Here is a 20,482-nt window from a genome sequence, read left to right as displayed (position 1 = left end):
TTTTGGCGATTGGCGGGCGGTTTAAAGTCGTAAAACGTCGCCGAAAACCTTACATTTGTTATACATAATTACATAGCATGCCAATAACTGCCCCCATTACCGCGAATACCCCATCCGGCGCTTTTGAACGCCTGCTTACCATCATGGACGACCTGCGGATAAACTGCCCCTGGGATAAAAAGCAAACGCTGGAAAGCCTGAGGCACCTTACCATTGAAGAAACCTACGAACTGTCTGACGCCATATTAAGCGGCGATATGGACGAAATAAAAAAGGAGCTGGGCGATATTATGCTTCACCTGGTGTTTTATTCGCGCATAGCATCCGAGACTGATAGCTTTAACATTACCGGGGTACTAAACGGCATATGCGATAAGCTGATAAACCGCCACCCCCATATTTACAGTGATACCCTGGTAAATAACGAGGATGATGTAAAACGCAATTGGGAACAAATAAAGTTAAAAGAGGGTAATAAATCTGTTTTGGGGGGTGTACCCGCCTCGTTACCGGCATTGGTAAAAGCATCCCGCATACAGGAGAAAGCCCGTGGTGTTGGGTTCGACTGGGATAACAAGGAACAAGTTTGGGCTAAGGTTGAAGAAGAATTACAAGAGTTTAAAGATGAGTATAACGTTGCAAATGAGAGCGACATAGACCATGATAAGGCCGAGGGCGAGTTTGGCGACCTGCTGTTCTCATTAATTAACTATGCGCGTTTTATTGGCATTAACCCTGAAGATGCCCTGGAAAAAACTAATCGAAAATTTATTAAACGTTTCCAATACCTGGAGAGCAAAGCCCAGGAACACGGCAAGCAATTGCATGATATGAACCTTGCCGAAATGGATGTATTTTGGGAGGAAGCGAAAAAAGTTTAAAATTATTGCTTAATTGTAGCGTTTTCAAATTATCTGCGTAGTGTATTGTAACCTCAAATGATATGAAAAGATTAATTTATGCATTGCCGCTTTTATTAATGCTTGCAGCCGGTTGCTTTAACGACCAGGGAAGTATGCCGGCGCCAGATCCGTCAGGAACTTTTTCGGGTGAATTCAGAAGGATCCACAGGAATACAGACCAAACCATTGATACTGTAAAAGCCAATATAAAAGTAATTATTGAACCGGGCAAAGGGTATCATGTACTGGGCGATACAACAACCGTACATGCCGGCAGTAAAGGCCATTATGGTATTAACGGCAACGGGATACTGTTTGTAGACAGCACATTAGCCAAAACCGGCACCCCTATAAAAACCCACCTTAACGGCGAATACTTGTTTATTTACAACGGCAGCATTTTCCAGATGGTGAGGACATCGGGTGATACCTTAAGCTTGCAATACGACCTTAAAAAGACCAATTAATTATTGTTTTAATACCTACAATACCCGTAGTTTGGCATAGCTAAAGCTATGGGTATTTGTATTTTACAAAAATAGTTGGTTAGAGCTGTAGCGTTTAACTCTTTAATGCGTAATATATAAATCGACTGGAGCAGTACTAACAATATTTAATGCATTTACTTCACCGCGTTACTGAAGAAGAGATAGTCAGTAAGTGTAAATCGGGCAGCATAAAACACCAGGAATTACTATACAAACAGTTTTATGGCTATGCTATGGGCGTAAGTATGCGTTACAGCCTAAACGAAGATGATGCATTAGAGGTTGTTAATGACGCTTTTATAAAAGTTTTTAATAATATAAGCACCTACAATACCGATAAACCCTTCAGGGCATGGCTGCGCACCATTATTGTAAACACCGCTATTGACAGGCGCCGTAAAGAAATAAAGCACCAAACCAACACCGATATTGAAGATGCCTATGGGGTTGGCAATAATGCAACAGCAATAGATAGTTTGAATGCACAGGATATTTTAAAGCTGATGAAGCAATTACCGCACATACAGCTTACAATTTTTAACATGTACGAAATAGATGGCTATAACCACGATGAGATTGGCAAAATATTGAATTTGCCGGCAAGTTCATCAAGGGTTTATCTGAGCAGGGCGAAGGATAAATTAAGGCACCTGTTAACAAACGAAACACGAAACCATGGATGAACAGTTTGATAATAAACTAACTAACCACATCAGGGAGGTGTTTGATAATTACGAACACCCGGGTGTTGAGCACGGTTGGGAACAATTAAGGAAGAAATTCCCGGCTGAAAAGAAGCGCAATAAAGTTAGCTGGCTTTGGTGGAGCAGTGCCGCAGCTATGATAATTGTGTTGTTAGGGGTCGGTATATGGTATAATAATCAGCCTACAACCATAAACAATGTTGCAGTAAAACCTGCTGTGAAAAAACAACAGCCTGTAATTAAAGGGCCAAAACCGGCAGATAATACACCAAACACCGTAGCATCGGCAATAACAGATCAGCCTGCAGTTGCAAAGAACAATGCGCCTGTGTTTATCAGTCCGGGTATACCTCCAATACATTACAACGCGCCTGCTGTAAACCCTGCTAATACATTAGCAGCCAATGCCGATGTAAATACAGCCACACAAGCACAACAGGTAATTGCAAATTCGGCCGCGCCAAATATTGCACAAAACGGGAAACCCGTACAGGTTGCAACTTTATCGCCTAGCATAGACAGCCAAAAGTTTGTTAACAATGCAGCTAACCAGCCACAGTTAGCAGCCACCACGCAAAACGGACAGGCCCAATCAAATAATAATATTGCTGCAAATAACACAACTAAAAAACCGGCCAGGACAATGGCCGATATGTTTGCAGAAGACAAGCTAAACCAACCGGCCAAAAAGAGCAATCCTGATAAGCAAAACAGCAAAAAGGTAAATTTCAGCATTTATGCGGCAACCTATTTTAACTATGCCGAAGGCAGCGCAAACCAGATAAATGCAGGTGCTGGTTTCACATCCGATTTTAGGCTGAGCAAAAACTTAAAGTTATCTACAGGGGTTGCACTTGCGCAAAACAGCTTAAGCTATAACTCATCGCCGCCGCAATCACCATCAGCAAGCGGGTTTGTTGCCTCGGCCCCAGCGGCAAAACTGCAGGATGCTTTATTTGCAACTTCGGCCGTTTTACCGGTATTTAAAAATTACAATGCCAGCCTTGTAGGCCTTGATATACCTATCAATATAAAATATGAGTTTAACCCCGAAAAAAGCGATGCTTATATATCTGCAGGGTTAAGTTCGGGTACATTTATTGACGAGAGTTACACCTACCGTTATGCATATGGTAATGGCACAGCATCATCTGCAAACACAAACGAAGAACAAACAACCCATAACAGCTTTAACAACTTTTACTTTGGCAAAACGCTTAATTTTTCATTCGGCGTAGGTTACCCGGTAGGTGGCAACAGGCTTATTGTTGAGCCATTTGTAAAATACCCGCTTGGTGGCCTTGGTGCTCAAGATATACGTTTTGGTGCCGGTGGTATCAACCTTAAGTTCAGCTTTAAAACGCATAAGAAGTGATTTTTTTACAATTGGGTTAATAATTATAAATGTAAAAAAACACACTTGGTTTCTACAATATTGTAAACCACTTATAATCCTTTATATTTGGATAAACTCAGCACTTTTGAAATGAAAAATGTAAAGGGAGGATTATTGCCAGGTGGCGGTAACGGTAGCGGCCACTTGTGCAAGTGGCCAACATCTCTACCATTGTGCAGTAATTCTATCCGGTACTCCAAGTAACCCTGGCAATGTAGTTAATGGGGTAACTCGCGGCACAAGTGTAGGGGCTGCCGAAAATCGAAATATAAACTATTGGGCACAACAGGGTCTTCTTCCTATCATTTCCTGCAGTTACTAATCAACTATTTGTGTAGCTAACTATTATTGGTTTAGTTAGCCAATAATAGTTAAATCATGAAACCTACATGATATTTTATCATACACAGGGCATTTAAATGAAAATTCATTTTCAAATTAGTAAATTATGTACGGATGAAAAAGATTCTATTAATTATTCTTGCGTTATTAGCCTTTATTAATGTTTTTGGTCAGCTTAAAACTACGGCTAACATAAATCTGGACATACAAAGCTCAATACCACAAAATTTAGATGTTTATATCTTTAAAGAAGGAAATAAAATATTATTGAAAACCTTGCAGCTTGGAGCAAAGCTGCACGAAAACGTCAATATTGTTGTCCCAATAGAAAGTAATGAGCAGTCTATTTCGCTCTCCTTCTCTAAGCAAGGCCCCTTTGGTAAATTGATTTTGATGCCGGGAGAGCAACTAACAATAAGTACCGATTTGTCAGACCCTTATAAAATCTTCGAAAATACTACATATAAAGGGTCAAAACGTACACAAGAGTTTTTTATTTTCTTTACGGAAAGCCTAAAGCTTGGTAAAGCATATACCCAGGCAAAAGATAATTATACGGATGTGGTTATGACAGGCAAGCCTGATACCGTTATATTAAAACATATCAGGGATTCGCTTAATAATCTTAATATTAATCATCAAGTAGATAAAGGACTTACTACAAATAGCCCTACCATATTACAATTTATATTATCCGGCATTGAAGTATACGGTTATAATTTCACAGTATCTCAATATCAGAGCTTAAAAGATAAATTCAAAGATGACCCTTATACCTTAAACCTTATCAATACGTGTGAGAACAGTACTGTAGCGGGCAATGGTATTAACTACGAGGTTAATGCGGTAAAATTGGGTAGCTATATTACTAATTTTACACTACCAAACCGCAATGGTAAAATGGTAAGCTTATCTCAGTTTAAAGGTAAATACGTTTTGGTTGACATGTGGGCAAGTTGGTGCGCTCCTTGTCGTGAAGAAATGCCTTATTTAAAGGAAGCTTTGCAACGTTTTAATAAAAATAATTTCATGATACTTAGTGTTTCTATTGATGAAAAACATAATAGCTGGTTAAAGGCAATTGAAAAAGATGGAACAATAGCGTTTATTCACGTTATTGATGATAAAGGGTGGAATAGCGAAATAATTAAAAGGTACCAAATAAGGGCTATACCCAGTAATTTTTTAATTGACCCATCTGGTAAAGTTATAGCAAAGGGTCTAAGAAGCAAGGATCTAATTCTGAAGTTATTAGAATTGTATAAAAAAAAGTGATTTAGATACCCGGATAAAATTTGGCTTGCCCGCCCATTATGGGGTTTAGGCATTCCTTTTAAATACTCATATGGCTTAAGTAATTACTTAAGTGGTGGCATTGCAACTGGCGTAAACACTAAAATAGCGCGACACATAACGAGATAATATCATTCGGGTACACTGCTTTTATTTAAACCGGATAGCCTTAACCGGCGAAATGCGTGTAACCAGCGTTGATGGTATAATAAGTACAAGTAAACAGGTTACCAGTGTGCCTATGTTAAGCAATATTACATCTGTCCATACAATTTTTATAGGCACAAAGGTCATGTAATAAGATGCCTGATCGAGCTTAAAGAAGTGCGTTTGCTGCTGAAAATACCCCAGGCCAAGGCCAAGCGCGTTACCCAGCAATAAGCCTACCCCTATCAGGAAAGCCGCGTTATATAAAAATATCTTTTGGATGGCCCAGTTGCCCGCTCCCATTGCCTTAAAAATGCCTATCATAGCGGTACGCTCCAGTATCATAATAAGCAGTGCCGATATCATATTGATAACCGCTACGGCTATCATCAACACCAGCATCACTATTGTGTTCACATCCAGCATATTCAGCCACTCAAAAATGGTTGGGTAGTTATCTAAAATGGTATATGATTTTAGCTTGATGGGCAGCTTATTATCAATAGCATCGGCGGCAAGGTTCAGTTTATCAAAATCGCTTATCCTCACTTCGTAACCACCAATTTCTCCTTTTGTCCAATCGTTAAGGCGTTTTATAAGTGCGAGGTCGCCAATTACAAAGGTTTTATCAACCTCATCAACCCCTATATTAAATATACCTACAATTTTAAGCTTGCGTTTGCGCGGCGGGTTTTGTACAAAATACATGATCACGTCATCGCCGGTTTTAAGTTTTAGTCGGTCTGCAATTGTTTGCGATACCATGATCTGTAGTTGCACATCGGTAGTATCGGTAAAATTGATAACCGAGCCTGATATCAGCGTTTTTTTAATGTAGTCCCAATTGTAGGTTTTATCTACGCCTTTTAACACTACCCCTTCTATCTCGTTATTGGCTTTAATAATGCCTGGTTTGGTGGCATAGGGGTAAAGGGCATCAACCAAGTTAACCGACTTAATATCTTTAACAAGAGCGGCACTATCTGCAAACCCCGATTTTTCGTACGATACGTTATTATCGGTCTTAACAATTTGAATATCGCTGCCAAAACCCCTAACCTTTTCGCGTATTTCTTGTTTAAACCCTTTTATAACGGCCAGCGAAAGTATCATTACGCCAAGGCCCAGCATAATACCAATAATGGCTATGCGCACAATTAACTTTGAAAAAGTACGCTTGCTTTTAAATGTAATACGACTTGATATAAACCCGGCGAAATTCAATGCAGAATGATTTTTAGTACCTTCGCAAAGATGCGTTTTTACAGTAAACATACCGCTTTAAAATTTGCTTTAATATTTAAAAAACTTATGATCGGCATTAAAATTTACACCCCGCTTTTGGCTTTAAGCCTCCTGGCATTTAAGTGCGACAACTTTGCGCAGGCGCCAAAGGCCACTAATAAAGCGAATAAAGCCGTAGCGGTAAAAAAGATCGTCGCCCCAATACTTCCCGCTGCCGACAGGACAAGTGAGTACCTTGATTATTTAAAAGGCCGCAAAATTGGCATGCTGATCAACCAAACATCTATCATTGGCAGTAAAAAAATGCCTTTGGTTGATAGCTTATTGAAATTAGGGGTAGGTATAAAAAAGATTTACGGCCCCGAACATGGCTTTAGAGGTAATGCCAGCGATGGCGCTACTATTAATAACACTGTTGATGCCGTTACCGGCCTGCCTGCAATATCCCTTTACGGCAAGCATTTTAAACCAACGCCAGATGATCTGAAAGGAATAGACCTGATGATTTTTGATGTGCAGGATGTTGGTACACGTTTTTACACCTATATATCTACCCTGCATTACGTAATGGAGGCCTGTGCCGAAAACAATATAGAGCTGATGGTGCTTGACAGGCCAAACCCTAATGGTGTTTATATTGATGGGCCTATATTAGATACCGCAGGCTATCGCTCTTTTGTAGGCATGCACCCAATACCCATTTTACATGGGATGACCATAGCCGAATACGCCCAAATGATAAATGGCGAGGGCTGGTTAAAAAAAAAGGTAAAATGCAAGCTTAAGATTATTAAAGTGGCCAACTACGCCCACAATATGGATTATACCCTCCCGGTAAACCCCTCGCCAAATTTAAATACCGCGCAGTCGATATTACTGTACCCGCATATCTGCTTTTTTGAGGGAACTAAACTGAGTTTAGGCCGCGGCACCTTGTTCCCTTTCCAGGTTATCGGCAGCCCTTTATTAAAAAGCAAATACGAGTTTTCGTTTAAACCGGTAAGCATACCCGGCATGAGCGATAACCCGCCGTTAAAAGATACGGTTTGTTATGGGCTCGATCTTAAAAATTACAATATGCAAACCATCCGCAACAGCGGAAAACTTAATTTGGCCTGGTTAATTGATATGTACAAGATATACCCGGATAAGGCGCATTTTTTTATCCCGTATTTTAAAAGGCTGGCAGGTAATGATGTGTTGCGCCAGCAGATTATTGCAGGTAAAACCGAAGCAGAGATACGCCAGACCTGGGAACCCGGTTTAACTAAATTTAAAGCTACACGCAGCAAATATTTGCTGTATAACTAACATAACATTCGCCCCCAATGAGAATAATATTTATGGGTACCCCGCAATTTGCTGTAGCATCGCTTGATGCATTGTTAAAGGCTGGTTGTGATATAGTTGCCGTTATAACTGCCCCTGATAAACCGGCCGGTCGTGGTCAAAAAATAAATCAATCAGCAGTAAAACAATATGCTGATGCCAACGGAATAAAAACATTGCAGCCTGAAAAGCTGAAAGACCCTGATTTTTTACAGGAACTGGAGGCCCTTAAAGCCGACCTGCAGGTGGTGGTAGCCTTCAGGATGCTGCCCGAGGTTGTTTGGAACATGCCGCCAAAGGGCACCATAAATCTGCATGCATCTTTACTGCCGCAATATCGCGGTGCTGCACCTATCAACTGGGCCATCATTAACGGCGAAAAAGAGAGTGGTGTTACCACCTTCTTTTTAAAGCACGATATTGATACCGGCGATATTTTATTTACCGAAAAAGTAACACTTACCGGTAAAGAAACTGCCGGCGACCTGCACGACAGATTAATGAACAAGGGCGCAGGCCTGCTGGTGAAAACCGTTAAAGGAATAGAAAGCGGCCGCTATCACGAACACCCGCAGGAAGAACTGGCCGAAGGCATGGAACTAAAACATGCCCCCAAATTATTCAAAACAGATTGCCTGGTAGATTTTAACAAGCCGGCCGAGCAGGTATATAATTTGATAAGAGGGTTAAGCCCGGTGCCTACTGCATACACCGTTTTGAACGATAAGGTATTAAAAATATACAATGCCGATTACGAACCAGGCGAACCAGGCATTGCAGCCGGTGGTTTTGTAACCGATAATAAAACCAAATTGAAATTTGCCACTAAAGATGGGTTCATCAGCGTAACAGATGTACAGTTGGAAGGCAAGAAACGTATGGCTATTGAAGAATTTTTGAGAGGGAATAAATTATAATAATGAACAGTACTGATAGGATAACGCAGCTAAAAACAGAAATTGAGCCGCTACGCGAAAAACTAATAGCCCACCCGCTATACCAAAACATTAATAGCATTGATAGCCTGCATACTTTTATGCAGCACCACATATTTGCCGTTTGGGATTTTATGTCGTTACTGAAAGCCCTGCAGCAAAACCTAACCTGCACCACCCTGCCGTGGATGCCGGTTGGCAATGCCAACACCCGTTACCTGATCAACGAAATAGTTACCGGCGAAGAAAGTGATGTGGACCACACCGGCGAACGTACCAGTCATTTTGAACTGTACCTGAAAGCTATGCAGCAGGCTGGCTGCGATACATCAGCCATTGTATCGTTATTTAAACAACTAAGCACGCAAAAAGATGTAAACATTGCTTTGGCAAACGCCGATATGCCCGTAGCCGCGCGTACCTTTGTGAAGCATACTTTTGAAGTGATAGCTACCGATAAAAGCTTTTTACAGGCAGCCGTTTTTACCTTTGGCCGCGAAGATCTGATCCCCGGGATGTTCATAGAAATGGTAAAAAAACTAAACGGACAACTGCCCGGTAAAGTTGAGATACTACTTTACTACCTGGAGCGCCACATTGAAGTTGATGGCGACCACCACTCCCAGTTAGCCTACCAAATGACCGCCGAACTTTGCGGCGATGATGACAACAAATGGACGGCAGCCACAATTGCTGTTAAACAAGCATTACAGGCAAGGGTTGCATTGTGGGATGGAATACTGGCGGAGATAAAGGCGGAGCAAGTAGTAAATTAACAACAATGCCCAATACTTATACTCAATTATATGTACACATCGTATTCGCAGTTAAAAACCGTGCTGCTTTGTTAAGCATCAATTGGGATGAGCGTTTGAGATTATACATTACTGCAACAGTTCAAAACAATGGTCATAAAATGCTTTGTATAAATAACATGCCCGATCATGCACATATGTTTATCGGCCTAAATCCCTCACAATCCCTTTCTAATTTAATGAGATTTGTAAAAGGCGATTCTTCTGAATGGATAAATAAAGAAAAGTTAACTCCTTTCAAGTTTCAATGGCAGGAAGGTTATGGCGCTTTCACCTATAGCAAATCGCAAATTGATAAAGTTGTTAATTACATAAATAATCAGCAAGAGCATCATAAGAAAATAACGTTTTTAGATGAGTACCGGCAATTACTTACCAGCTTTGATATAGTATTTGATGAGCGATATATATTTAAAGAGCCTCAATAACTCTTGTGTGGCGGAGGGTAGCTCCTACGGAGCACAATCAGTTAATTACCTGCTTTCTACAAAGCGGTAGCCCCGATGGGGCATTCAACCAAAAAGATTCATTTGTGTTCTGCAAGTGATGGGCATTTCTCACTAAATACGGTCATTTGGCTATATGTTCCTACAAGCGGCAGCCCAAATGTAACATGCATATTAAGACTTTATTGGGTTATGCAAGTGGTGGGTATTCCTACTAAATACGTTCATTTGGCTGTATCTTCCTACAAGCGGCAACCCACATTGAACATTCATATTAAGACTTTATTTGGGTTATGAATTGATTGGTATTTCATACTGAATACGATCATTCGGCTGTATCTTCCTACAAGTCCACCTGGAACATACATATTAAGACGTTATTTGGGTTATGCTAGTGGTGGCTATTTCCCAATGAATACGGTTATTTGGCTATATCTTTCTACAAGCGGCAACCCAAATGGAACATTCATATTAAGACTTTATTTGGGTTATGAATTGATGGGTATTTCCTACTGAATACTATCTTCGGTATGTCTTTCTCAAGAGACAATCCCGATGGAGCATTCATGTAAAGGCTTTGTTTGTGGTCATGCAAGTGATGGGTATTTCAACTGAATACGGTCATTTGGCTATATCTTCCTACAAGCGGCAGCCCAAATGGAACATGCATATTAAGACTTTATTTGTGGTTATGCAAGTATGTTCCGTAGGAACAACCGCTTTGTAGAAAAGCTGCAATAAGAGATTTTGTGCTCCATAGGAGCTACCCTTAACCAACAATCCCTACAACTTATTCAACTCATCCATCAGCGCTTTACTGATGCGGTTAAAATAGCGCTTTACGCCATAACCCATCACCCATTGGATGCCTTTGGTGGCATTGGTTAAAAACACTTCGTCGGCTGCGTTTAATATCTCGGGGTTTATTTGGGCTTCGGTAACCGGGATATTATTATCCAGGGCAAGCTGTATCACTACCCGGCGCATTACCCCCTCTACACAACCCTCGCTTAAGGCCGGGGTGTATAAATGGTTTTGGTACCACACAAATATGTTTGAGCTGTTAGCCTCGCACAAAAACCTGTTTTGGTTTATCAGGAATACATCATCCAGCTTATTTTGCTGTTTGTAGATCCCCGCCATTACATAAATAAGCGAATTACAGGTTTTGATGTTCGATAACCAATTTAACGGCTTGGGCAGTTCGGTATAAACATCCATGATCAGGCCGCGCTCGTTTAAAAAATAACGTGGCTCGTCTATCGGCTGTATCTCCAGGCAGTAAGCCATTTTGTTTTGGGTAGGCGTGTACAAGCCTTCGGCATCCCTAAAAACGGTAAGGCGCAAACGGCCATGCTTTATTTTATTACGGCGGGCAAGTTCTTCAACCTTTTCTTTTAAAAACCAGCTATCGGCCTGCGAGTAACCATCTATCTTTAAAGCCTTCATCCCTTTTTGCAGGCGTTCGGCATGCAGTTCGGGAAATTTCAGCTTACCTTTCATTACCCGCATGCTCTCAAACAAACCATCACCATACCTAAATGCCCGGTTGGCAATAGTAAGCAATATGCTATCTGCAGGTAATATCTCTCCGTTAAAATTTATATAAACAGGCGGCATTTAAATGAACTGATTTTTGGTCTGCAAATTTGCAGATTTCTACTGGTTAATATCAGTGCTATTAACGTCATTTTCTCAAATTAGATTGTAAAAAATAATTAATTGTTTTCCGGCTGTATCTCGTCTGGTGTGTTGGCACTGGTATATTTTCGCCATTTCTCTAAAACGCCCTTAAAATCCTCGGGGAGCGGGGCTTCAAAATAAATATCCTTTTTTAGCGATGGGTGCAAAAACCCAAGTGATTGCGCATGCAGCGCCTGGCGGGGCATTATCTCAAAACAATTCTCAACAAACTGGCGGTATTTACTAAATACAGTACCCTTTAAAATTTTATCACCACCGTACATAGCATCACTAAATAACGGGTGACCAATGTGCCTCATGTGCGCGCGGATCTGGTGGGTACGGCCGGTTTCCAATTTACACTCTATCAGGGTAACGTAACCCATGCGTTCTAATACCTTATAATGTGTAACAGCCCATTTGCCTTTCTCCGGGTCATCGTATATGGACATTACCCTGCGATCATTCACACTGCGGCCAATATAACCGCTCACGTTACCGTCTTCAGCAATATCGCCCCAGGCCAGTGCTATATACTTACGGTTGATGGTATGATCGTAAAACTGCTTGGCCAGGTAGTTCATGCTGCGCTCGTTTTTACTAATGAGCAGCAAACCTGACGTATCTTTATCAATACGATGCACTAAACCCGGCCGGCCATCATTACCGGGCAAGGTTGGTAACTGGTTAAAATGGTACACCAGCGCGTTTACCAGGGTACCTGTGTAATTATTATAGCCAGGGTGCACCACCATACCGGCAGCTTTGTTTACAATAAGCACGTCGTTATCTTCGTAAACAATCTCTATCGGTAAGTTCTCCGGGTAAACTTCGGTATCACGCGGAGGGTGCGGTAATACTACCGAGATCACATCCTGTGGCTTCACCCGGTAGCTGGCCTTTATAACCTTATCGTTCACCAGCACATTGCCGGCATCAATAGCATTCTGGATACGGTTACGAGATGCATTTTCGACACGGTGCATCAAAAATTTATCAATTCGCAACAACGACTGACCTTTATCAACAACCACGCGCAGGTGTTCAAACAAATCCTGTTCGTCGCTATCAATTAGAGTAGTCTCGTCTATCATTTGGCAAAAGTAATGTTATTAGGCTTAAGCCCAAAGGCGCTGTAATAATATATCAGCTTTACTTTATAAGTTTGCAATGTGGATATCAGCCTTGAAATATACAGCCCCGTTCAGCAAATAAAAAATGAACTATTTGCCGGCAAAAGTATCCAAGTATTCATTAAACGCGATGACCTCATCCACCCTACTATATCAGGCAATAAATGGCGCAAGCTTAAATATGTGTTGCTGCAAGCGCAGGTGCAAAACAAAACCCATCTGGTAACATTTGGCGGTACATACTCCAATCATCTGCTGGCAACGGCCGCGGCGGCAGCCAAATTTGGTTTTAAAGCCACGGGTATAGTGCGTGGCGAAGAAGTGGAAAACGACACCCTCTTCCTTTGCAAACTGCATGGCATGCAGCTTATTTTTACCGACAGGGATAGCTATCGCGATAAACCAGCATTATTCGCTAAGTTTTTTGCTGATGATGAGCAAGCCTTTTTTATAGACGAAGGCGGCGCATCTGCCGGGGGAGCAAAAGGCGTTAGCGAACTGGTTGACGAACTCACCGACACCTACGACCATATTTTCTGTGCTTGTGGTACCGGTACTACAGCGGCAGGCATTATTAACGGATTAACCAAACATAACCACCCCACCCATTTTAACGCGGTACCAGTATTAAAGAACGGCGGTTTTATGAAGCATGAGATAGATAAGTTTTTAGCTCCCCCTGCTAACTATTCCCTGCACCTTAATTATCACTTTGGCGGCTACGGTAAAACTACGCCGGAACTTATTCAATTCATCAAACAATTTGTAGCCGATACCGGCATCCTGATAGAGCCCATTTACACCGGTAAAATGCTTTATGCCATGTATGATCTGGCCGCTAAAGATCATTTTAAGCCCGGCAGCAAGATCCTCGCCATCCACAGCGGCGGTATTTGGGGATTGCTTGGAATGAAGGATAAATTTTAACCGGGATTTAGCGGATATTTACAATTACCCGGAATTAAGAAGCTATTTCAAACTGAGGCTCTCGCAAAGGCGCAGACTCATTGTATAAAAATTCAACCCCCTTTTGCGCGTCTTCACACCTAAAATCCGCACATATGTACATCTGTTATCGGTATACCAATAATAGATGTAGTCCAAAAAATAGGTTTAGTTCATTTAAAGTTACTTTTTAGCCAATTGGTTCAAAAACCTTTAAATTATTGTTATTTAGGGCTTTTTGTTAGATTTGTATTAACCAATATAATACTATATGTACCAACTGCAAGTAACCCCTCAAAATGTTCAGGCTGCATTAAGCAAGCATATTTTGGCCGATGGTTTCGACCTTACCTTTGATATGGAAAAAAGCCAGGGCGTTCATATTTACGATGCTAAAAACAACCGCACGCTGTTAGACTTTTTCACCTGTTTTGCTTCTGTTCCCTTAGGTTATAACCACCCTAAAATGCTGAACGACGAAGGATTTAAGAAAAGCCTGATGCTGGCCGCATTAACCAACCCGTCAAACTCTGATATTTATACCGAGCAGTATGCGCAGTTTGTAGAAACATTTGGCCGTGTGGGTATACCTGATTATCTGCCACACGCCTTTTTCATTTCAGGTGGCTCATTAGCCATTGAGAATGCCCTTAAAGTAGCTATGGACTGGAAAGTGCAAAAGAACTTTGCCAAAGGCCATACTACCGAAAAAGGTTTTAAGGTGATCCACTTCGAAAACGCATTTCACGGTCGCTCGGGTTATACCTTAAGTTTAACAAACACACAACCGGTTAAAACCAAATGGTTCGCCAAGTTCGATTGGCCAAGGGTATCCCTTCCCGAGATCCATTTCCCGCTGACAGATGCTAATATTGAAGACCTTAAAAATCGCGAAGCAAAATCTATCGCCCAGATAAAAAAGGCATTTGCCGATAACCCTGATGATATATGCGCCATTATTATTGAGCCAGTATTATCCGAAGGTGGTGACAAACACGTTCGCCAGGAATTTTTGGAGCAACTACGGGTACTGGCCGATGAGAACGAAGTGATGCTGATATATGATGAAGTGCAAACCGGCGTAGGCCTAAGCGGTAAGTTTTGGCTGCACCAGCATTTTGGCGAAAAAGCCCGTCCGGATATTTTAGCTTTTGGTAAAAAAATGCAGGTATGCGGTATACTGGCAGGCAAAAAAGTTGATGAGATAGAGAACAACGTTTTTAATGTATCATCGCGAATCAACTCAACCTGGGGCGGTAGTTTGGTAGATATGGTACGCTCTTCCAAGATCATGGAAATTATTGAGGAAGACGGCCTTTGCGATAAAGCAGCCCAAACCGGCGAGTACCTGCAAACCAGCCTTAAAAACATCGCGGCTAAAAATAATATCATCACCAATGTACGTGGTAAGGGCTTGTTAACCGCCTTTGATTTCCCTGATGCCGATACCCGTAACGCCTTTATTAATCACGGATTAGAATATAATATTATGTACCTGGGTTGCGGCGATCGCAGCATCCGTTTCAGGCCCGCACTTATCATAGATAAACAACATATTGATGAAGGTATGGATGTGCTCGAAAAAATATTGCTTCAACTATAATAAAAGTGTAATAATATTGCTACAAGCGCCTGTTTTAAAACCAACAGGCGCTTTTTTTATTCATCAAATACTATAATTGCGGTATGGCGTTATTATAATAATATTAATAATTCATCAGCAGGTGTTATTAATTGATTTATGGTTGCGTATATATTAAAATACATTACATAATACTAAGGGTTACAATAGGATGAACAGACAAATTGAAAAATTAAAAAAACAACTTACAGAAATAGCTGAGGTTGTTAATTCTTTCCAGTCTGAAGCTGTGCAAGTGAGAGTGGTTGACAGACTTTTAGACGAGATAATGGATACAGAGAAGGGAGATACGGAAGGATCTGATATTTTCAATAAAAGAGGCCGCAGGTCATCCCGCGAAAATGAGGTAAATGAGGCACATGGCCGTAAAAAGCCGGGCGCTACCAAAGTATTAAACCAATTGCTAAGCAGCGATTATTTTAAAACCCCTCACTCTATCTCATCAATTGCAGATTACTGCAAAGAAAAATTCGACTCGGATTTTAAAACATCAGAACTATCGGGCATTTTGCTAAAGCTTGCCAAAGAGAACAAACTTAAGCGCGAAAGAAGCAACGACAACAACCGCTTTGAATACGTTGGGGTTTAATTAAAAAACAAAAGGCCGTTCAAATTGAGCGGCCTTTTGTTTTTGGGTATTTTTTATTGCCGTTGACTTCAGTCAACGGATTAGCAAACAGGGATTATTGGCTTCAGCCAAATCGGTAAATTTCGGCTAAAGCCGAATTGTCTATTTGATTATCCGTCCCATAAATGGGACGGCACTGATAATAAACCTATTTACCCAATCTATTATCTCCAACCTCTGATCTATCTACCTCAAATCAAGCAAATTATCTACCCCTAATATTTTCCTTGAGGTAAAACCTTCGCCGTATTTGGCGTTGATGCTTTTGCCGTACTCGCGGCCGCGGCCATTTATCTGTTCAATAAAATCGGGCGATGAGATATAGGTTTGCGGCTCATCCTCGTTATAATCTGGGTTATGGAATTGTGAGCCGTAAGCATAAATGCTTTCTATCTTTTTATCCCAAAACTCGGTAACATCAACAATAATATCCGGTTTTATATATCTGTCTTGTATAAAATGCAATACCTGTCCTGGTCGCCATGGCTCCTGTAATTTGCCATCCTCAAAAGTTTCTATCCGGCGCAAGCCAGATAAAAACGAAGATGCCTCTACCAGTTCATTGGCGCGGCCATGATCGGGGTGGCGGTCGTGGTAGGCATTGGTTATTACAATTTCGGGTTGGTACTTACGTATGGCGGCAATTACCTTAAGTTGATACTCTTGCGTGTTTGTAAAAAAGCCATCGGGTATAGCCAGATTGTCGCGAACGGTTAACCCCAAAATCTCTGCGGCTTTGGCGGCTTCCTTATCACGGATCTCGGCAGTGCCACGGGTACCTAATTCGCCGCGGGTTAGGTCAACAACACCAACCTTGTGGCCAAGTTTTATGTGTTTTAATATAGTGCCTGCGCAACCAAGTTCAGCGTCGTCTGGGTGTACAGGTAAAACTAAAATATCTAATTTAAGCATAAACGTAACAATAGTTATTTAGGCTCAGCAGCCAGCAGGCGCTGTATCCTCTTTTTTATTTTTGATGATGTGGGTTTGGTAAACGGGTAAAAAAAGTCAACTACGTTACCATTCCTGTCTATAAGGTATTTATGGAAATTCCAGCGGGGTTTCGAGTTGATATTGCCATTCTCCTTTTTATCTGCCAAAAATTTATAAAGCGGATCGGCGTAAGGCCCCCTAACCCTTATTTTCTCGAAGATGGTGAAATTATTGCCGTAATTGCTGCAAAAAGCACCTATAGCGTCGCCATCAAGTGGTTCCTGCCCGCCAAAATCATTTGATGGGAAAGCAAGTATCTCAAAATCCTGACCGGCAAACTCTTTTTTAAGATCGCTCAGATCTTGCAATTGCGGTGTAAAACCACATTGCGAAGCTGTATTTACAATGAGCAGTACTTTGTTGCTGTAATCGGCAAGGCCTATATGGTCGCCGTTCAGTTTTTCAACCGTAAACTGATAAATGCTGTTGTTGTCCATTTAGTTAGAGCTTGAAACATACCCGGCTTCAAGCAAAATGGTTTCAATGTCGCGTTGCTCAGATGCGTCGTACGTTTCTTTGAGGTTATGCCCAAATAAGCGGGCTACCGATTGGAAAAGAAAGGCGTTAAAGCCTCCCTTTAATTCTTTGGCCAAAGCAAAGCTGGTTGCACCGGTTTCGCGGCTAACCAATTTAATTAATACTTCACCCTGACTTATTGTCAGATTCTTAATGTCTTTATTAAATAAGTTTTTTACGTCGGCTTCGCAGGCCTTCATCAGCTCCTTCTGTTTTTTCTTATCACCGGTAAGGGCCAGGTCGCGCTGTAGCTTTCTGTAACGTTCGCCTGCAAAACGGGCGTAAGGCAACACTTTCATTACATTATAACGTAAACGGCGATAATTAAGCCTGTCTTGCTCGCTTGCAAATATGCGCGTATCAACTATCCGTACCTCCGGGGTTACAATCCAGGGTACAAGTTCACCGTCAAGTTTGGTTAAATATACTTTGGTGGTATCATTTTTGCCAAGTACCATAGGTGGCGCAGGTTTATCATCCTGGGCTTTTAACCCAAGCGCTGCGCAACAAAACAATAAAAGCGAAACAATAAATTTCATATTTTTACTTGATACAAAATTAACGCATTTTATTTTGTTATTTTATAATTAACTGCAATAATAAATATTGTTTGCTGGTTTATTTATAGTGTAATATAACGTTTATACATGAAAGATTTAGTGATTGACCTGGAAGCCGAGAAGAAAGAGATACTGAAAAGATACCGGGCATTGCTGCGCGCAAGTAAATCAACCCTCCAAAAAGGCGATAAACGCATGATACGCAAGGCCTTTGAAATGGCTTTGGAGAGCCATAAAGACATGCGCCGTAAAAGCGGCGAGCCTTATATATACCACCCTATTGCAGTTGCACAAATAGCAGCCGAAGAGATAGGTTTGGGTACCACATCAATAGTGTGCGCACTGCTGCATGATGTTGTAGAAGATACCGATGTTACCCTTGAAGATATTGAACTGGAGTTTGGTAAAAAAGTAGCCAAAATAATTGATGGCTTAACCAAAATTTCGGGCGTGTTTGATACCAATAGCTCGTTACAGGCCGAAAACTTTCGCAAAATGCTGCTTACCCTTGCCGATGATGTGAGGGTGATATTGATAAAACTGGCCGACAGGCTGCACAATATGCGCACCATGGAGTTTATGCCGCGCGATAAGCAGCTTAAACTATCGTCAGAAACCGTATACCTGTATGCGCCGCTTGCCCACCGTTTGGGTTTGTACGCTATAAAATCAGAACTGGAAGACCTTTCCATGAAATACATGGAGCGTGAAACCTATCAGTTCATTAAAAATAAACTGAACGAGAAAAAAACTGAACGAGAAAAATTTATTCGTGATTTTATTGAGCCGGTGCAAAAAGTGCTTGAAGGGCAGGACCTGCACGGCGAATTATTCGGCCGCCCAAAATCCATCCACTCCATCTGGAACAAGATGAAGAAAAAGGCCATCCCTTTTGAGGAAGTGTATGATCTTTTCGCCATCAGGATAATTTTGGATAGCACGCCCGAAAATGAAAAAGCTGACTGCTGGAAAGCGTATTCTATCGTAACAGACCTTTATAGGCCAAACCCCGACAGACTGCGCGACTGGATCTCGTCGCCCAAGGCAAATGGTTACGAATCATTGCACACCACCGTTATGGGCCCGCGAGGGCAATGGGTTGAGGTGCAAATCCGTACCAAACGCATGAACGAGATTGCCGAAAAAGGCTTCGCGGCGCATTGGAAATATAAAGAATCATCAACCGATAGCGGCCTGGACCAATGGGTGCAAAAGGTTAGGGATATGCTGAAAAACCCTGACTCGAACGCGCTCGACTTCCTGGATGATTTTAAGATGAACCTGTTCAGCGACGAGATCTTCATCTTTACCCCTAAAGGTGCGCTGATACAATTACCATTAAACGCAACCGCTTTAGATTTTGCATTCGAGATACACACAGATGTAGGCGCAAGCTGTATTGGCGCCAAAGTGAACCATAAACTTGTACCGTTAAGCTATAAATTGCAAAACGGCGACCAGGTAGAGATCATTACCTCGGGTAAGCAAACCCCTAAAGAGGACTGGTTAAACTTTGTGGTTACCGCCAAGGCAAAGGCCAAAATAAAATCGGCACTGAAAGAAGAGCGCCGCAAAATTGCCGATGACGGTAAAGAGATACTGGAGCGTAAGATGAAATCGATAAAGCTTACTTATAACTCCGAAAACCTGCATAAACTGAGCTATTATTTTAAACTTACCTCTACGCAGGACCTTTTTTACAATGTGGCCAAAGGCCTTATTGATATAAAGGACCTGAAAGAGTACCAGGCATCAGAAAAAGTAATTGAAAATAAACCGCAGGATAAAATAGAAGCCGAGCAGCTACAGAACATCGTTCGTAATATAAAAACCAAGGACAGCGATGTACTCCTTTTTGGCGAGGACCTGCAAAAGATTGATTATAAACTGGCCAATTGTTGTAACCCTATCCCGGGTGATGATGTTTTTGGCTTTGTTACAGTAAGTGATGGCATCAAAATTCACCGTACAAATTGCCCTAACGCTGCTAAACTAATGGCTAACTACGGTTACCGTATTGTTAAAGCAAAATGGACCAAACAGCTTGAACTGGCCTTTTTAACCGGCCTGCGTATTACCGGTATTGATGATGTTGGCTTGATAAACAAACTAACTACAGTTATATCAAACGATTTTAAGGTGAACATCCGCTCTATTACAGTTGATAGCGATAATGGCATTTTTGAAGGCTCGATAATGGTTTATGTGAACGATACCGAGCATCTGGATAACCTGATCAAAAAACTAAACCAGGTTAAGGGGATTACCTCCGTTATCCGGTTTGATTCGGTTGTGGATAAAGCATCATGATAGAGATACAAGACTTTTAGAGTCAAGAGC

At 41.5% G+C, this 20,482-nt stretch carries 19 protein-coding genes; 13 read left to right on the top strand and 6 right to left on the bottom strand.

Going from position 1 to position 20,482, the window contains the following annotated elements:
* Positions 1-77 precede the first annotated feature (77 nt).
* The 5 genes from mazG (at position 78) to IDJ75_RS02210 (ending at position 5,107) form a co-directional block, all read left to right on the top strand.
* Positions 78-881: a nucleoside triphosphate pyrophosphohydrolase gene (mazG, locus tag IDJ75_RS02230; RefSeq protein WP_191173983.1), complete on the top strand. Its 804-nt coding sequence runs from the start codon at positions 78-80 to the stop codon at positions 879-881.
* Positions 882-943: 62 nt separating this feature from the next.
* Positions 944-1,369: a hypothetical protein gene (locus IDJ75_RS02225; protein ID WP_191173982.1), complete on the top strand. Its 426-nt coding sequence runs from the start codon at positions 944-946 to the stop codon at positions 1,367-1,369.
* A 149-nt stretch (positions 1,370-1,518) separates the two neighbouring features.
* Complete coding sequence (locus IDJ75_RS02220; protein ID WP_191173981.1) at positions 1,519-2,073, top strand: RNA polymerase sigma factor; 555 nt, start codon at positions 1,519-1,521, stop codon at positions 2,071-2,073.
* Positions 2,066-3,469 carry a hypothetical protein gene (locus IDJ75_RS02215; RefSeq protein ID WP_191173980.1) on the top strand — a complete coding sequence of 468 codons (1,404 nt, stop codon included), beginning with the start codon at positions 2,066-2,068 and terminating at the stop codon, positions 3,467-3,469. The genes IDJ75_RS02220 and IDJ75_RS02215 overlap by 8 nt, the downstream gene beginning before the upstream one ends.
* A gap of 477 nt (positions 3,470-3,946) precedes the next feature.
* Positions 3,947-5,107 (top strand): TlpA family protein disulfide reductase, encoded by a 1,161-nt coding sequence (locus IDJ75_RS02210; RefSeq protein ID WP_191173979.1) that lies wholly within the window; start codon positions 3,947-3,949, stop codon positions 5,105-5,107.
* 168 nt (positions 5,108-5,275) lie between these two features.
* Here the strand turns inward: IDJ75_RS02210 and IDJ75_RS02205 are convergent, their stop codons facing one another.
* Positions 5,276-6,547 carry an ABC transporter permease gene (locus IDJ75_RS02205; RefSeq protein ID WP_224746451.1) on the bottom strand — a complete coding sequence of 424 codons (1,272 nt, stop codon included), beginning with the start codon at positions 6,545-6,547 and terminating at the stop codon, positions 5,276-5,278.
* A gap of 36 nt (positions 6,548-6,583) precedes the next feature.
* On the opposite strand from IDJ75_RS02205, the gene IDJ75_RS02200 reads away from it, so the two are divergent.
* Genes IDJ75_RS02200 through tnpA form a run of 4 tightly spaced genes read left to right on the top strand, consistent with a single transcriptional unit; the run spans position 6,584 to position 10,024 of the window.
* Positions 6,584-7,828: an exo-beta-N-acetylmuramidase NamZ family protein gene (locus IDJ75_RS02200; RefSeq protein ID WP_191173978.1), complete on the top strand. Its 1,245-nt coding sequence runs from the start codon at positions 6,584-6,586 to the stop codon at positions 7,826-7,828.
* 17 nt (positions 7,829-7,845) lie between these two features.
* Positions 7,846-8,763: a methionyl-tRNA formyltransferase gene (gene fmt / locus IDJ75_RS02195; protein ID WP_224746450.1), complete on the top strand. Its 918-nt coding sequence runs from the start codon at positions 7,846-7,848 to the stop codon at positions 8,761-8,763.
* Between the two features lie 2 nt (positions 8,764-8,765).
* On the top strand, positions 8,766-9,557 hold the full coding sequence (locus tag IDJ75_RS02190) for a DUF3050 domain-containing protein (RefSeq protein WP_191173977.1): 792 nt from the start codon (positions 8,766-8,768) through the stop codon (positions 9,555-9,557).
* Positions 9,509-10,024 carry an IS200/IS605 family transposase gene (gene tnpA, locus IDJ75_RS02185; protein WP_317173727.1) on the top strand — a complete coding sequence of 172 codons (516 nt, stop codon included), beginning with the start codon at positions 9,509-9,511 and terminating at the stop codon, positions 10,022-10,024. Before IDJ75_RS02190 ends, tnpA begins: the two co-directional genes overlap by 49 nt.
* 801 nt (positions 10,025-10,825) lie before the next feature.
* Here tnpA and IDJ75_RS02180 read toward each other — a convergent pair.
* Both IDJ75_RS02180 and IDJ75_RS02175 read right to left on the bottom strand, forming a co-directional pair.
* Positions 10,826-11,662 carry an aminotransferase class IV gene (locus IDJ75_RS02180; RefSeq protein WP_191173976.1) on the bottom strand — a complete coding sequence of 279 codons (837 nt, stop codon included), beginning with the start codon at positions 11,660-11,662 and terminating at the stop codon, positions 10,826-10,828.
* A 98-nt stretch (positions 11,663-11,760) separates the two neighbouring features.
* The gene (locus IDJ75_RS02175) at positions 11,761-12,819 is read right to left on the bottom strand and encodes an RluA family pseudouridine synthase (RefSeq protein ID WP_191173975.1); all 1,059 of its coding nucleotides are present in this window, start codon (positions 12,817-12,819) and stop codon (positions 11,761-11,763) included.
* 78 nt (positions 12,820-12,897) lie between these two features.
* On the opposite strand from IDJ75_RS02175, the gene IDJ75_RS02170 reads away from it, so the two are divergent.
* From IDJ75_RS02170 to IDJ75_RS02160, 3 genes are all read left to right on the top strand, one after another.
* Positions 12,898-13,785, top strand: coding sequence for a 1-aminocyclopropane-1-carboxylate deaminase/D-cysteine desulfhydrase (locus tag IDJ75_RS02170; RefSeq protein WP_317173726.1), 888 nt, complete (start codon positions 12,898-12,900; stop codon positions 13,783-13,785).
* A 289-nt stretch (positions 13,786-14,074) separates the two neighbouring features.
* Positions 14,075-15,406, top strand: coding sequence for an L-lysine 6-transaminase (lat, locus tag IDJ75_RS02165; RefSeq protein WP_191173974.1), 1,332 nt, complete (start codon positions 14,075-14,077; stop codon positions 15,404-15,406).
* Positions 15,407-15,596: 190 nt separating this feature from the next.
* The gene (locus IDJ75_RS02160; RefSeq protein ID WP_191173973.1) at positions 15,597-16,034 is read left to right on the top strand and encodes a hypothetical protein; all 438 of its coding nucleotides are present in this window, start codon (positions 15,597-15,599) and stop codon (positions 16,032-16,034) included.
* Positions 16,035-16,259: 225 nt separating this feature from the next.
* Here the strand turns inward: IDJ75_RS02160 and bshB1 are convergent, their stop codons facing one another.
* The 3 genes from bshB1 to IDJ75_RS02145 are packed head-to-tail and all read right to left on the bottom strand — an operon-like array spanning position 16,260 to position 18,121.
* Positions 16,260-16,985 (bottom strand): bacillithiol biosynthesis deacetylase BshB1, encoded by a 726-nt coding sequence (gene bshB1, locus IDJ75_RS02155; protein ID WP_191173972.1) that lies wholly within the window; start codon positions 16,983-16,985, stop codon positions 16,260-16,262.
* 14 nt (positions 16,986-16,999) lie between these two features.
* A complete protein-coding gene (locus tag IDJ75_RS02150) occupies positions 17,000-17,503 on the bottom strand; it encodes a glutathione peroxidase (protein WP_191173971.1) in 504 nt (167 codons plus the stop codon).
* Positions 17,504-18,121, bottom strand: a complete 618-nt coding sequence (locus IDJ75_RS02145; protein ID WP_191173970.1) for a DUF4294 domain-containing protein — start codon at positions 18,119-18,121, stop codon at positions 17,504-17,506.
* A 108-nt stretch (positions 18,122-18,229) separates the two neighbouring features.
* Between IDJ75_RS02145 and IDJ75_RS02140 the strand changes: the two genes are divergently transcribed.
* Positions 18,230-20,452 carry a RelA/SpoT family protein gene (locus tag IDJ75_RS02140; RefSeq protein ID WP_191173969.1) on the top strand — a complete coding sequence of 741 codons (2,223 nt, stop codon included), beginning with the start codon at positions 18,230-18,232 and terminating at the stop codon, positions 20,450-20,452.
* Positions 20,453-20,482 lie beyond the last annotated feature (30 nt).

This window comes from Mucilaginibacter rigui (assembly GCF_014773275.1).
Lineage (GTDB): Bacteria > Bacteroidota > Bacteroidia > Sphingobacteriales > Sphingobacteriaceae > Mucilaginibacter > Mucilaginibacter rigui_A.
This window is presented reverse-complemented; position numbering and strand designations above follow the sequence as displayed.

What these genes read in the sequence shown, in the direction of transcription:
- mazG (WP_191173983.1), top strand. Translation starts at nt 78, where the DNA reads ATGCCAATAACTGCCCCCATTACCGCGAATACCCCATCCGGCGCTTTT.
- IDJ75_RS02225 (WP_191173982.1), top strand. Translation starts at nt 944, where the DNA reads ATGAAAAGATTAATTTATGCATTGCCGCTTTTATTAATGCTTGCAGCC.
- IDJ75_RS02220 (WP_191173981.1), top strand. Translation starts at nt 1,519, where the DNA reads ATGCATTTACTTCACCGCGTTACTGAAGAAGAGATAGTCAGTAAGTGT.
- IDJ75_RS02215 (WP_191173980.1), top strand. Translation starts at nt 2,066, where the DNA reads ATGGATGAACAGTTTGATAATAAACTAACTAACCACATCAGGGAGGTG.
- IDJ75_RS02210 (WP_191173979.1), top strand. Translation starts at nt 3,947, where the DNA reads ATGAAAAAGATTCTATTAATTATTCTTGCGTTATTAGCCTTTATTAAT.
- IDJ75_RS02205 (WP_224746451.1), bottom strand. Translation starts at nt 6,547, where the DNA reads ATGTTTACTGTAAAAACGCATCTTTGCGAAGGTACTAAAAATCATTCT.
- IDJ75_RS02200 (WP_191173978.1), top strand. Translation starts at nt 6,584, where the DNA reads ATGATCGGCATTAAAATTTACACCCCGCTTTTGGCTTTAAGCCTCCTG.
- fmt (WP_224746450.1), top strand. Translation starts at nt 7,846, where the DNA reads ATGAGAATAATATTTATGGGTACCCCGCAATTTGCTGTAGCATCGCTT.
- IDJ75_RS02190 (WP_191173977.1), top strand. Translation starts at nt 8,766, where the DNA reads ATGAACAGTACTGATAGGATAACGCAGCTAAAAACAGAAATTGAGCCG.
- IDJ75_RS02180 (WP_191173976.1), bottom strand. Translation starts at nt 11,662, where the DNA reads ATGCCGCCTGTTTATATAAATTTTAACGGAGAGATATTACCTGCAGAT.
- IDJ75_RS02175 (WP_191173975.1), bottom strand. Translation starts at nt 12,819, where the DNA reads ATGATAGACGAGACTACTCTAATTGATAGCGACGAACAGGATTTGTTT.
- lat (WP_191173974.1), top strand. Translation starts at nt 14,075, where the DNA reads ATGTACCAACTGCAAGTAACCCCTCAAAATGTTCAGGCTGCATTAAGC.
- IDJ75_RS02160 (WP_191173973.1), top strand. Translation starts at nt 15,597, where the DNA reads ATGAACAGACAAATTGAAAAATTAAAAAAACAACTTACAGAAATAGCT.
- bshB1 (WP_191173972.1), bottom strand. Translation starts at nt 16,985, where the DNA reads ATGCTTAAATTAGATATTTTAGTTTTACCTGTACACCCAGACGACGCT.
- IDJ75_RS02150 (WP_191173971.1), bottom strand. Translation starts at nt 17,503, where the DNA reads ATGGACAACAACAGCATTTATCAGTTTACGGTTGAAAAACTGAACGGC.
- IDJ75_RS02145 (WP_191173970.1), bottom strand. Translation starts at nt 18,121, where the DNA reads ATGAAATTTATTGTTTCGCTTTTATTGTTTTGTTGCGCAGCGCTTGGG.
- IDJ75_RS02140 (WP_191173969.1), top strand. Translation starts at nt 18,230, where the DNA reads ATGAAAGATTTAGTGATTGACCTGGAAGCCGAGAAGAAAGAGATACTG.